This window comes from Blautia sp. AF19-13LB (genome assembly GCF_003479105.1).
GTDB lineage: Bacteria > Bacillota > Clostridia > Lachnospirales > Lachnospiraceae > Fusicatenibacter > Fusicatenibacter saccharivorans.
On sequence record NZ_QUGO01000001.1, the window covers coordinates 275,568 to 289,014 of the forward strand.

10 protein-coding genes, 1 tRNA gene and 1 other annotated feature are annotated in these 13,447 nt (G+C 50.1%); of the genes, 10 read left to right on the plus strand and 1 reads right to left on the minus strand.

Translation table 11 applies throughout. From position 1 onward, the window contains the following. From pheT to ilvC, 7 genes are all read left to right on the plus strand, one after another. Positions 1-2,445 (plus strand): phenylalanine--tRNA ligase subunit beta, encoded by a 2,445-nt coding sequence (gene pheT, locus DWX32_RS01375; protein ID WP_117812880.1) that lies wholly within the window; start codon positions 1-3, stop codon positions 2,443-2,445. A gap of 5 nt (positions 2,446-2,450) precedes the next feature. After that, on the plus strand, positions 2,451-3,098 hold the full coding sequence (locus DWX32_RS01380) for a histidine phosphatase family protein (RefSeq protein WP_117509036.1): 648 nt from the start codon (positions 2,451-2,453) through the stop codon (positions 3,096-3,098). Between the two features lie 318 nt (positions 3,099-3,416). Then, positions 3,417-4,442: an aldo/keto reductase gene (locus DWX32_RS01385; protein WP_118659139.1), complete on the plus strand. Its 1,026-nt coding sequence runs from the start codon at positions 3,417-3,419 to the stop codon at positions 4,440-4,442. After that, a complete protein-coding gene (locus DWX32_RS01390) occupies positions 4,439-5,383 on the plus strand; it encodes an AEC family transporter (protein ID WP_117804050.1) in 945 nt (314 codons plus the stop codon). The genes DWX32_RS01385 and DWX32_RS01390 overlap by 4 nt, the downstream gene beginning before the upstream one ends. Before the next feature lie 107 nt (positions 5,384-5,490). After that, positions 5,491-7,293 (plus strand): glycoside hydrolase family 2 protein, encoded by a 1,803-nt coding sequence (locus tag DWX32_RS01395; protein WP_117804051.1) that lies wholly within the window; start codon positions 5,491-5,493, stop codon positions 7,291-7,293. Between the two features lie 121 nt (positions 7,294-7,414). Continuing rightward, complete coding sequence (gene ilvN / locus DWX32_RS01400; protein WP_022462281.1) at positions 7,415-7,921, plus strand: acetolactate synthase small subunit; 507 nt, start codon at positions 7,415-7,417, stop codon at positions 7,919-7,921. Between the two features lie 158 nt (positions 7,922-8,079). Continuing rightward, on the plus strand, positions 8,080-9,099 hold the full coding sequence (gene ilvC, locus DWX32_RS01405) for a ketol-acid reductoisomerase (protein WP_022462282.1): 1,020 nt from the start codon (positions 8,080-8,082) through the stop codon (positions 9,097-9,099). 158 nt (positions 9,100-9,257) lie between these two features. On the opposite strand, the gene DWX32_RS01410 is transcribed toward ilvC, so the two are convergent. Further along, the gene (locus DWX32_RS01410) at positions 9,258-9,614 is read right to left on the minus strand and encodes a sporulation initiation factor Spo0A C-terminal domain-containing protein (RefSeq protein WP_022462283.1); all 357 of its coding nucleotides are present in this window, start codon (positions 9,612-9,614) and stop codon (positions 9,258-9,260) included. Positions 9,615-9,879: 265 nt separating this feature from the next. On the opposite strand from DWX32_RS01410, the gene DWX32_RS01415 reads away from it, so the two are divergent. From DWX32_RS01415 to DWX32_RS01425, 3 genes are all read left to right on the plus strand, one after another. Continuing rightward, positions 9,880-9,953, plus strand: a tRNA-Pro gene (locus DWX32_RS01415). A 95-nt stretch (positions 9,954-10,048) separates the two neighbouring features. Further along, the gene (locus tag DWX32_RS01420) at positions 10,049-11,077 is read left to right on the plus strand and encodes a LacI family DNA-binding transcriptional regulator (protein WP_118659140.1); all 1,029 of its coding nucleotides are present in this window, start codon (positions 10,049-10,051) and stop codon (positions 11,075-11,077) included. Positions 11,078-11,408: 331 nt separating this feature from the next. Next, positions 11,409-11,672 (plus strand) — a binding site (T-box leader). A gap of 100 nt (positions 11,673-11,772) precedes the next feature. Further along, on the plus strand, positions 11,773-13,434 hold the full coding sequence (locus tag DWX32_RS01425; RefSeq protein ID WP_199671261.1) for a 2-isopropylmalate synthase: 1,662 nt from the start codon (positions 11,773-11,775) through the stop codon (positions 13,432-13,434). The last annotated feature ends 13 nt before the right edge of the window (positions 13,435-13,447 follow it).

The window sequence follows — 13,447 nt, forward strand, 5'->3', positions numbered from 1 at the left end:
ATGTTAGTACCGTTAAGTTGGCTGAAAGAATATGTAGATATCGATGTTACCCCGGAAGAACTGGAGAAAAAACTGTTCGACGGCGGTTTTGAAGTAGAAGAGCGTTATCAGGTGGGAAAAGACATCAGCAACGTTGTTGTCGGTCTGGTGGAGGGCTGCGAGCCGATCCCGGAGACCCATCTTCATGTGTGCCAGGTAAATGCAGGAGAACACGGCACCATGCAGATCTGCTGCGGCGCAGACAACGTGCACACCGGCGGAAAATTCCCGGTTGCCCTTCCTGGCGCTTCTGTTTATGCAACAGCAAAAGATCATAAGACCATCGAGGGTGTTATGACCATCAAAAAAGGAAAATTAAGAGGATATGAGTCCTGCGGAATGCTCTGCTCCGGCGTGGAGCTCGGCCTTACCGAGGATCTGTACCCGGGCGCAGGCTACAACGGACTGCTTGTTCTGCCGGAAGATGCCGAGCTTGGCGCAGATGTCAAAGAGCTGACAGGTCTTGACGACTGGATCTTTGATATCTCCCTGACTGCAAACAGACCGGACTGCCAGAGTATCCTCGGTATCGCAAGAGAAGTATCGGCGATGCTGGAAAAACCTTTAAAAATGCCGGCAACCGATTACACCGAGACGGATGTGGAAAAAGAAGGCTTCTCTGTCCGCGTGGAAGCTCCGGAACTCTGCCCGCGTTACAGCGCTCATTACGTATATGACGTAAAAATCGGAGAGTCCCCGGCATGGATGAAACGCCGTCTGGCACTCGTCGGCATGTCCGCGATCTCCAACGTGGTTGATATCACAAACTACGTCTTAAAAGAGATCGGCCAGCCGATGCATGCTTTTGACTGCTCTTATCTGGAAGGCAATGAAATCTGTGTCAGAAGAGCAAAAGAAAATGAAAAGATTGTGACCCTCGATGAGCAGGAATACACAATGAATGAGAACAACCTCGTGATCTGCGACGGCGTAAAACCGGTTGCACTTGCCGGTGTCATGGGAGGCTTAAACTCCGAGATCCGCGACACGACAGAGGCTGTTATGTTTGAGTCCGCAAAATTCGCACGCGACAACGTCAGAAAGACAGCCCGTGCGCTTGGAAAAGCGACGGATGCCAGTGCAAGATATGAGAAAGGCGTGGACGAGTATTCAACCGTACTTGGTATGAAACGTGCGCTGCATCTGATGGAAGAGCTTGGCTGCGGTAAAGTTTCCCGTACCCATTTCGATGTGAACACCGGAAACTCCATCGATCCGACTCCGATGACCGTCAGTGTCAGCAAAGTAAACGGCGTACTCGGTATCGAAGTTCCGGAAGCAGAGATTCTCCGCATTATGAAAAACCTGAACTTTGCACCGGAAATCAACGGCGATGAGCTGACCATTCAGGTACCGGCTTACCGTGAGGATATGCTGCCGGAGGGCGAAAACGATGTAGAGCGTTACCCGGATGTGGCAGAGGAAGTCATCCGTATGTACGGCTACGACCACGTAACAGATACCTTCCTTTCCGCTGCACAGGTAACGATGGGCGGCTACAATGAAGAGCAGAAAGGCGAGCTGGCACTGAAGAATACCTTATGCACCATGGGTATCTACGAGTGCATGCATTACTCCTTCTTCTCCCCTGCAGATCTGGATCTCTTGAAACTGCCGGCAGATGCAAAAGAGAGAAATGCCATCGAGATCATCAACCCGATCAACCAGGATCTGTCCCTGATGCGTACCACACTGGCAGCTTCCATGCTGAATGCCATTTCCAGAAATGAGAAACAGGGCACCCTTGAAGGAAGACTGTTCGAGGTAGCAAGCATCTACATTCCGGAGTCCCTGCCGCTGACATCCTACCCGGATGAGAGAAAAGTTCTCTGCGTCGGAACCTTCGGAAACAACGAGAGCTTCTTCACTATGAAGGGCATCGCCAACACCATCGCCGAGAGCATGGACATTGAGTTCACCTACGAGCCGGTTCAGAAATCCTTCCTGCATCCGTATCAGGCAGTGAAAGTACTCTGCGAGGGTACAGAAATCGGATACTTCGGAAAAGCAGCATATGATATCCAGAACGAGCTGAGCATGCGTGCTTCCGCTTACATCATGGAGCTTGACTTAAAAGAGCTCTCCAGATGGTACGGCAAAAAACGCACCTTCCAGCCGATCTCCAAATTCCAGGAGGAGAAACGTGACCTGGCATTTGTCATGGACAAAAACATCAGCTGCGGCGATGTAGAGAACTGTATCCGCGAGGCAAACAAATACGTAAAAGAGATCCGTCTGTTCGATGTTTACGAGGGCGGCCAGATTCCGGAAGGCAAGAAGAGCATGGCGTTCACCGTCACCTTTGCACCGAAGGAAGAAGCATTTGACTTCGAAAAAGTACAGAAATTTGTCGAGAAGATCTGCAAGAAACTGCAGAATGAGTTCAACATCGAACTGAGAGGCTGATTTTTATGAAACTTTATATCATGCGCCACGGTGAAACCGCGTGGAACGTAGAAGGCAGACTGCAGGGCCAGACGGACACCGAGCTGAATGAGAACGGTGTCCGTCTGGCGAAAGTGACGGCGGAAGGACTGAAAAATATCCCGTTTGACCTTGGAATTTCCAGTCCACTGCGCCGCGCAAAGCACACGGCAGAGCTCGTCCTTGCGGGCAGAAATGTGCCGCTTACGACCGACGACCGCCTGATGGAGCTTTCCTTTGGCTCCTGGGAAGGGCTTGGATGCCGGGCAAACAATTTTGAGATTCCGTCTGAACACTTCGACGATTTTTACAGAGATCCGTTCCACTTCCGCCCGGCGGGAGACGGAGAGACGATCCAGGAGGTCTGCGACCGGGCAGAAGCGTTCTATCATGAGCTGACTGCGAAACCGGAGTTCCAGGACAAGACGATCCTGATCGCCACCCACGGCTGCTGCATGCGTGCGCTGCTACGCAATGTCTATGAAGACAAGAACGACTTCTGGCACGGCGGCGTGCCGTACAACTGTGCGGTCAGCATCATCGAAGTACAGAACGGTGTTTCCACGCTGCTTGCGGATAATAAAATCTATTATGATCCGTCGGACTGCGTAAACTTTTATAAAGAAGTAAAATAAAAAATGATATTCAGAGGCAGACATAAAAGGAAAGTATTTCCCTTTGTGCCTGCCTCTTTAAATCGCGTTTGCCGTCTGACAGAAAGTGTGATACTATAGAAATAACGGATTTTAACACCAGTAGACAAGAAGTCCCCCGTTTCTGAAGCGGTGGGATGAATTGCTAAAAGAAACATAACGGCAGTGGCGGGCGGAGAGAAATCGGTATTCTCCACTGACATGAGGCAAGTCACAGTCGAACTATTTTCGACATGTCAGACTCCGTGAAATACCGACTATGAGTTGAAACAATGAAAGCGAAAAAGGAGGAACACAAGTATGTCCATGGTAACACTGGGAAGTACAGGAATCTGTGTAAACAAGAACGGCTTCGGCGCGCTGCCGGTACAGCGTGTCACGAAAGAAGACGCTGTTTATCTGCTGCGCAAAGCGTATGACGGAGGCATCCGCTTTTTTGATACCGCGCGTGCCTACAGCGACAGCGAGGAAAAATTAGGCGCAGCGTTTGAGGGAATGCGTGAGAAGGTCTTTATCTCTACGAAGACGATGGCAAAGGATGTGGAGGGCTTCTGGAAGGATCTGGAGACAAGCCTTTCCCTTTTGAAGACGGATTACATCGATATCTATCAGTTCCACAATCCGTCCTTCTGTCCTAAGCCGGGAGATGGAACCGGCCTGTATGAGGCGATGCTGGAAGCAAAAGCACAGGGAAAAATCCGCCACATCGGTATCACGAACCACCGCATGAGCGTGGCAGAGGAGATCATCGAGTCCGGTCTTTACGAGACGCTGCAGTTCCCGTTCTGCTATCTGGCAACGGACCGTGAGAAAGCACTGGTACAGGGATGCAAAGAGAAAAATATCGGCTTTATCGCAATGAAAGCGCTTTCGGGCGGGCTGATCACAAACTCCGCGGCTGCATATGCTTTTGAAGACCAGTACGACAACGTGCTTCCGATCTGGGGCGTCCAGAGAGAAAAAGAGCTGGACGAGTTCTTAAGCTACATTGCCTGTCCGCCTGCCATGACGGATGAAATCAAGACGATGATCGAGAAAGACCAGAAAGAGCTCTCCGGCAACTTCTGCCGCGGCTGCGGTTACTGTATGCCATGTCCGGCAGGCATTGAGATTAACACCTGCGCGCGCATGAGCCTGCTTCTGCGCCGTTCCCCGTCCGCCAACCAGCTCACCGAGCGCGGCCAGGCGATGATGAAGAAAATCGAAGGTTGTCTCCACTGCGGCGCCTGCATGAAGAAATGTCCCTACGGTCTGAATACGCCGAAGCTTCTCGAAGAGAACTACGAAGATTATAAAAATGTACTGGCAGGAAAAACACTGGTATGAGTAATCTGATCTTCAGCCTGAACGCGACGATGCCGATCTTCCTGACAATGATTTTGGGACTTTTCTTTCGAAAGGTTGGTATTCTGGACGAATCGTTCACAAGCAAAATGAACAAATTTGTGTTTAAAATCGCACTCCCGGTGCTGCTGTTCCAGGACCTGTCGGATTCTGATTTCTCCGCTGTGTGGGATATCAAATTCGTTCTGTTCTGCTTCTTTGCAACACTGCTCTCAATTCTTGCGGTATGGGGACTTTCCCATCTCTTAAAAGAGAGAAGTGCAAGAGGCGAATTTATCCAGGCGGCGTACCGGAGCAGTGCGGCGATCCTTGGTATTGCCTTTATCCAGAATATCTACGGAAATTCCGGCATGGCGCCGCTGATGATCATCAGCAGTGTGCCGCTGTATAATATCATGGCGGTTGTCGTTCTTGCGGTATTCGGTCCGGAACGGGAGGAGATCACGGCAGATTTTGTGAAAAAGACGGCGAAAAATATCGTGACAAACCCGATTATCCTCGGGATCGTTGCAGGACTTCTCTGGTCGGTGCTTCGCATTCCAAAGCCGGTGATTCTGCAGAAAACGGTGCAGAATATTGCGGTACTTGCAACGCCGCTCGGCCTGATTGCGATGGGTGCGTCGTTTGAGGCAAAGAGCGCGGCAAAGAATATCCGGCCGTCGATTGCTGCAGCTGCGATTAAGCTGGTCGGTCTTGCAGCTGTCTTTCTGCCGATCGCCGTGATACTTGGCTTCCGTCAGGAAAAATTGGTGGCAATCCTTGTGATGCTGGGTTCCGCAACGACGGTGAGCAGTTTTATCATGGCGAAAAATATGGGTCATGAGGGAAGTCTGACGGCAAACACCGTTATGCTCACAACGTGCGGCAGTGCCTTTACGCTGACGTTCTGGCTGTATCTGATGAAAACGCTGGCGTTTATCTAACCGGATTGCGAATATCCGCTTTGATTTTCAGTACACCAAAAGCGTGTCCGGGATTTTGTCCGGGCACGCTTTTATCAATCATAAAAATCAGAAAAAGAGGGAAAAGAATGGACTTCAAAAATGCGGTCAAAGCATTACAGATTGGAAAAAAGGAAGGAAAAAAATTCCGCCTTTCTACGGAATTTGGGAAAAATCCGGAAGAAGAGCTCCCGTTTCCGGAATATCCGCGTCCGCAGATGCGCCGGGAAAACTGGACAAATCTGAACGGATGGTGGGAGTATGCGTTCACGGAAACGCAGAAAATGCCAAAACAGCGGGACGGAAAAATTCTCGTTCCGTTTTCCCCGGAGTGCGATGCGTCCGGCGTGAAGCGGCAGCTGCTTCCAAAAGAATATCTGTGGTACTTCCGCACGATTCAGCTTCCCAAAATTCCTGCCGGAAAACGGCTGCTGCTGCAGTTCGGCGCCGTGGATCAGGATGCGGTAATTTACTGCAACGGAAAGCGTGCCGGAGGCCATCTCGGCGGGTATCTTTCTTTTTCAGTGGATCTTACGCCGTATCTCAAAACGGGAGAGAACGAGCTTGCCGTCAAGGTGCGCGATGAGACGGACACGGACTGGAAGGGCCGCGGAAAGCAGAGCCTTACCCCGGGCGGCATGTTTTACACCGCGCAGAGCGGCATCTGGCAGAGCGTCTGGATGGAATGGGTGCCGGAGACGTATCTGGAACGCATCGTGATCACGCCGGAATATGATACGGCGAGCGTAAAAGTACGGGTTTTCCTCAACGGACCGGATGCGGGACTGACGAAAAAAATTACGGTGCGGGAGAGCGAAGCGCCGGATGCGAAGGTGATCTGCGTCCGGGAGACGAGAGAAAACGAGGCGGAGCTGATTCTCGGTAATTTTGCAGGCTGGAGCCCGGAACATCCGCATCTCTATGGGGTTTCCATTGAAGCGGGAGAAGACCGCATCGAGAGTTATTTCGGCATGCGCAAATTCGGCATTGGAAAAGATGAGAAAGGAATCACGCGTCTTCTCTTAAACGGAAAGCCGTATTTCCAGAACGGTGTCCTCGACCAGGGTTATTGGCCGGAAAGCTTCTACACGCCGCCGTCCGATGAGGCGATGGTTTATGACATTAAGACGGCCAAACGCCTCGGTTTCAATATGATCCGGAAACACCTGAAAGTTGAGTGCGCAAGATGGTATTCCCACTGCGACCATATCGGTATGCTGGTGTGGCAGGATATGATCAACGGCGGCGGCCGGTCGATTCAGACGTTCCTTTTGTACCTTCCGACCGTACTGCCGTTTGTGACAACGGAATTCAGGGATAACTGTTATCCGCTCTTTTCGCGGACCTCAAAAACGGGAAGAGAGTGGTGGAAGCGGGAGTGCCGCGAGACGGTTCATCAGCTTTACAATGCACCGTGCGTGTCGCTCTGGGTTCTGTTCAACGAGGGATGGGGACAGTTTGATGCCAGGGAGATGACAGAAATGGTGCGCGCTCTCGATCCGACGCGGCAGATCGACCACGCGAGCGGCTGGTACGATCAGGGAGCGGGGGACATCAAGAGCCTTCACAATTACTTTCGTCCGTTAAAAGTAAAACCGGAGGAGCGCGCGTTTGCTTTTTCTGAATACGGCGGCTATACGTATCCGGTACAGGAGCATCTCTACTCCGAAAAATCGTTCGGCTACCGCACGTACCAGAACCAGACACAGTACCAGAAAGCGATGAATGCACTGGCAGAAAAGATAAGAGAACTCACAGAACAGGGACTTGCCGCAGCAGTCTACACACAGCTTACCGATGTCGAGGAGGAGTCGAACGGCATCCTTACGTATGACCGGAAGGTATGCAAATGGGAACCACAGGAGGCAAAAGATTTTTGCTCAAAAGAATAATTTGGTAAAATTTTTGTTGACAAAGTGAGGATAAGTTGCTAATATATTGGATAAGGCGTTGGAAGTTGTAAGAAATTGCTGAAAATCCGCGGCGCCTGCGGATGGAGGAAAGTTGGTGTTTATGGAACAGAAAAGAACATTATCCCTGCTGGTGGATAATACGCCGGGACTTTTAAGCAGAGTAGCTGGTCTTTTCAGCCGACGCGGATACAATATCGAGACGATCACCGCCGGTGTGACAGCAGACCCGCGATACACAAGAATGACTGTTGTTCTGTACTGCAGTGATGAAATGATTCTGGAGCAGATCAAAAAACAGCTGGCAAAACTTGTCGATGTGCGGGATATCAAAGAGCTGAAGCCGGACGAGAGTGTCAGACGAGAGCTGATGCTGGTCAAAATCCGTGTGAATGAAAATGAACGCCGCAATGTCATCGCCATCTCCGATGTCTTCCGTGGAAGAATCGTGGATGTGGGACAGGAAAGCCTGATTGTAGAGCTGACCGGAAACCAGTCAAAGCTCGAAGGGTTCCTGAATCTGGTACAGGGATACGAAATCCTGGAACTGGCCAGAACAGGAGTGACAGGACTCTCCAGAGGAGCCCACGATGTGCGTTACCTCGATTAACGCAGATCACATTACATACGTTTGCTAGAGGAATGAAATTTTTGTATAGAAAAGTTCATTTCCCTGACAAACAGCAAAAGGCAGAAATGCTTTTCGCTGTATAAATTGACCGACCTGCCGCCGGTCAAGACATTCTATATATTATGGAGGAAAATAAAATGGCAGCAAGACTTTTTTATCAGGAAGATTGTAATCTCTCTTTACTGGAAGGCAAAAAAATCGCAATTATCGGCTACGGAAGCCAGGGACATGCTCATGCACTGAACCTGAAAGATTCCGGCTGTGATGTTATTATTGGACTTTATGAAGGCAGCAAATCCTGGGCAAAAGCAGAGGCACAGGGATTCAAAGTATACACCGCTGCTGAGGCTGCAAAACAGGCTGATATCATCATGATCCTGATCAACGATGAGAAACAGGCTGCAATGTACAAAAAAGATATCGAGCCAAACCTGGAAGAGGGCAACATGCTGATGTTCGCTCATGGTTTCGCTATCCACTTCGGACAGATCGTACCTCCGAAGAACGTAGATGTAGCTATGATCGCTCCGAAAGCACCTGGCCACACAGTAAGAAGCGAGTATCAGGCTGGCAAAGGAACTCCTTGCCTGGTTGCTGTTGAGCAGGATTACACCGGAAAAGCTCTGGACAGAGCACTGGCTTACGGCCTTGGAATCGGCGGAGCAAGAGCTGGTCTTCTGGAGACAACCTTCAGAACTGAGACCGAAACAGACCTGTTCGGTGAGCAGGCAGTTCTCTGCGGCGGTGTATGCGCCCTGATGCAGGCTGGATTTGAGACTCTGTGCGAGGCTGGATACGACCCAAGAAACGCATACTTCGAGTGCATCCATGAGATGAAACTGATCGTAGACCTGATCTATCAGTCGGGATTCTCCGGAATGAGATACTCCATCTCCAACACAGCCGAGTACGGCGATTACATCACCGGACCGAAGATCATCACAGAAGAAACCAAGAAGACCATGAAGAAGATCCTTTCCGATATCCAGGATGGTACTTTCGCAAAAGACTTCCTTCTGGATATGTCCCCAGCAGGCGGACAGGCTCACTTCCGTGCAATGAGAAGAAAAGCTGCAGAGCATCCGTCAGAGAAAGTCGGAGAAGAAGTCAGAAAACTGTACAGCTGGAGCAACGAGGACAAACTGATCAACAACTAATCGGTTTGCTGTCAAATGATCCATATCGGGAGGCTGCCTTTGCGGGCAGTCTCCTTTTTTCGTTCTATCGTTTTATCATAGAAAAAACACTTCCGCGCCATGCATATCCCCCAATATGATAGGGCGCGGAAGTGTTATCTTTTCTGTATTCGTTTTTTTTATGCCTCCTGACGACAGGCAGGAAAAGCACGGTAGTATTTGATATAAGAACTTAAAATATCAAAAAATTCGGAATTGGTCGGTTTTGTCAGAACCGGATGCACAGAAAGCGAAAAGAGCAGATCACGGTTTCCGCGGGTCCAGCAGACGGAAATAGCGGTGCGGATGTCTCGTTCGACGCAGGAGGACGATACCTGAAACGTTTGCGCGATCTTTGGGTACAGCGTTTTGCTGACCCGAAGGAGATAATCTTCGTCTTCCATGCATAAAGCGATACCATAGGCGAGATAGCGAAATCCGCGGTATTTTGCACCAATTCCTAAAGAGTGTAGTAGAAAGTAAATTTCAGTTTCCATTACGATGTCTCCTTTTATTCAGTTTTTACATAGTCTTTGCAGACGGGCATGCCAGAGGTGAAAGTTTGTATGGCATACGATTTTCCCCTTTCACTTATGATACGTGGAAAACGTCGAAAAATTACATATTCAGAAAGAAAAAGTGACAATATAGTAAAATAAAAGAGAATATGACACGAAATAAAGAAATGAATGTAATGAAACGGGAGAGGGAAAAATAACATTGATTTTTCAGAAGTTCGCTGGTATAATGAAAACATGATTACGGGGTATGGCGTAGCTTGGTAGCGCGCACGGCTGGGGGCCGTGAGGTCGCAGGTTCAAATCCTGTTGCCCCGATCGGTAAGAGTGTCGTTTTACGGCACTTTTTTTCTTACGGACAAAGACGTGTGCGGAAGAAAAATGAATTGCGCAGAAAAAACAGGGAGGAAGTTATGGGGAAAGTAACGATACAGAGCATGGCAAAGGAGCTGGGACTGTCCCGGAATACGGTCGCCATGGCATTGAAAGGTGATCCGAAAGTTGCTCCGGTGACGCGGGAGAGAGTTCTTCGGATGGCGAAAAGAAATGGCTATCTGGGCGAAAATGTATATGTGGAAGAAGTTCGGGCACCGCAGGAGAAGCATTACAATATTATGGTTCTGCGTACGCGGGATGCCGCTGTTTATTGGGACCGTGTCGTGAGCGGCATCTCCGAGGAGGCGAGCCTCAATAACTGTCAGACGCGCGTTGCGGTCGTGACGGAGCGGGAGGAGGCGAACGGCATTCTGCCGCTCGGCCTGAATGAAAATATCGATGCGATCTTCTGCATTAAAATGCTGCCGCCGGAATATATGCAGAAACTGGTAAATCTGGGGTACCGCATTTTTCAGCTCGACCATTACTGCGGTATCGAACAGCGGCCGATGGGCGATATCGTGCGTGTGGACGGTGTGCAGCCGGTGAGTGTTCTGACGTCCCATCTGATCGGACAGGGCATGACGCGTATCGGCTTTCTGAGCGAACACAGCAGTACGTATGAATCGATGCATGACCGGTATATCGGTTTCCTTGCGGCGATGGAGCAGGCGGGCATTCCGATCGAGGCAGATCTTGTTCGTCCGGATATGGAGAGCGATCATTTTTATTACCCGGAAAATTTTGACAAGATTGTGGCGAGCTACGATACACTGCCGGAAGCGATTGTCTGCGGCAACGATATGATCGCCAAAAGACTGACAGAATCCTTCCGGAAAATCGGCGTGCGCGTGCCGGAGGATGTGGCACTGACCGGATTTGATGATGATGAGGACCGGATGCTGTATCCGTTCTTCTCAACCGTTCATGTCGATACGAAGTGGCTTGGCCGCCGTATGGTGCATGAATTTTTATGGCGGGAGGAGCACCCGGAAGCGCCGAAAGAGCGGATTCTCGTTTCGGGGGAGGTTGTGGTGCGCCGTTCCTCGTGCAAGCGCCAGGGATAGAAAGAAATAGAAAAAACAGGAAAAAGTGAACAAAGAAAGAAAGCCAGGGACGCCCCGGCGGACGAGAAGAAAAACCGTCTGCCGGGGCGTTTCCGGCTCCCTTTTTGCGATGATTCAAATTCGTGCATAAATGCCATGTAGAAAAACACTACCACGGAAAACAGGTAGAGGATTACCAGAAATACCTAGAAGAGTACAACAAATAAAACAACGAAATCATGCGTTAGAGCACCCGCCGGAGCCTCCTTTCCGGCGGGTGTATTTTTACGGAATCCTGCGTTTTGCGCTTGACAGAGATGGAGAAAAATGGTAACATAAGAGCCAAGTTAGGAAAAAGGCAAAGAAGAGGAATACTACATGGAGCTTCCGAATCCAGAAAGCTGTTGGGTGATGCGAAACAGCAGACGAATTCCGTGGAACTGACCTCAGAGCCGCTGCTCCCAAATTTAGAATAAAAAGAGTAGGTGCAGACGGAAACCCACCGTTAGAGGGGCAGGATATGCAGATGTTTCATCCGTATCCGCAGAGTGTACAGAGAAAATCTCTGTAAAACAGGAGTGGTACCGCGTAAGATAGCAAGTCTTTCGTCTCTTGTGTCAGAAGCCGACACAGAAGATGAGAGATTTTTTTATGCTTTCATCCCGAATTTATGTCGGCAGAATAAATTATATTTCACTTTCTGAGAGGAGAAAATCATGATGAATGTAAAGAAGTATCAGAAACAGTACTATATGCCGCCGGTTCCGTGCATGGACTGGGCAAAAAAAGACAGCATCGAGAAAGCACCGGTATGGTGCAGCGTTGACTTGCGTGACGGAAACCAGGCGCTTGTCATTCCGATGAGCCTGGAACAGAAGGTAGAGTTCTTCAAACTTCTTGTGGAAGTTGGTTTCAAAGAGATCGAGGTTGGCTTCCCGGCAGCATCCGAGACCGAATATGAGTTTCTCCGCACCCTGATCGAGCAGGATCTGATCCCGGATGACGTAACCGTTCAGGTTCTGACCCAGGCGAGAGAGCATATCATCCGCAAGACCTTCGAGGCATTAAAGGGCTGCAAGAATGCCATCGTTCACGTTTACAATTCCACTTCCTATGCACAGCGTCAGCAGGTCTTCAAAAAATCGAAAGAAGACATCCTGAAAATCGCCGTTGAGGGAGCAAAGCTCTTAAAAGAGCTGACAGAAGAGGCCGGCGAGAAATACCGCTTCGAGTACAGCCCGGAGAGCTTTACCGGAACCGAGCCGGAATATGCGCTTGAGGTGTGCAACGCCGTTCTCGACGTATGGCAGCCGACTGCAGACCGCAAAGCCATCATCAACCTGCCGAGCACCGTGGAGCTTTCCATGCCGCACGTTTATGCAAGCCAGGTGGAATACATGAGCAAAAACCTGAAATACCGCGATAATGTCGTTCTTTCCCTTCATCCGCACAATGACCGCGGCTGCGGCGTTTCCGATGCAGAGATGGGTATCCTTGCCGGAGCAGACCGTATCGAGGGAACGCTGTTCGGAAACGGCGAGAGAACCGGAAACGTGGATATTATCACGGTCGGCATGAACATGTACATGCAGGGCGTCGATCCGGAGCTTGACTTCTCCGATATGCCGAAACTCTGCCATGCATTTGAATCCTTCACCGGTATGAGCATCAACCCGAGAAGCCCGTACTGCGGATCTCTCGTATTTGCAGCCTTCTCCGGTTCCCATCAGGATGCGATCGCAAAAGGCATGCACTGGATCGAGGAGAAAGCACCGGATACCTGGACCGTTCCGTATCTGCCGATCGATCCGACCGATATCGGAAGAAACTACGATGCAGACGTCATCCGCATCAACAGCCAGTCTGGAAAGGGCGGTGTCGGCTATATTCTGGAGACGAAATACGGCCTGAATCTGCCGGCGAAGATGCGCGAGGCTATGAGCTATACCGCAAAATCCGTTTCCGATCATCTGCATAAAGAGCTGCGTCCGGATGAGATCTTTGAACTCTTTAAAGATACCTTCGAGAACGTAACGACACCGTACAACATCAACGGCGTTCACTTTAAACAGCTCGATGAGGGCAGAATTGAAGCACAGGTTACCTCCAATTACGAGGGCGGTGAGTATGCAACTGTATATGCAGAAGGAAACGGCCGTCTGAATGCTGTCAGCAACGCGCTGAAACAGCAGTACAATCTGCAGTATGATCTGGTCAGCTATACGGAGCACGCGCTGGAGCAGAGCTCAAGTGCACAGGCAATTGCCTACGTCGGCATCAAAAAGCCGGACGGAATCCTTTCCTGGGGCGCAGGCGTAGATCCGGATATCATCCGCGCTTCCATCGACGCGCTGGTAACTGCAATCAACAACCGATAAGAAAAGAGAGAGC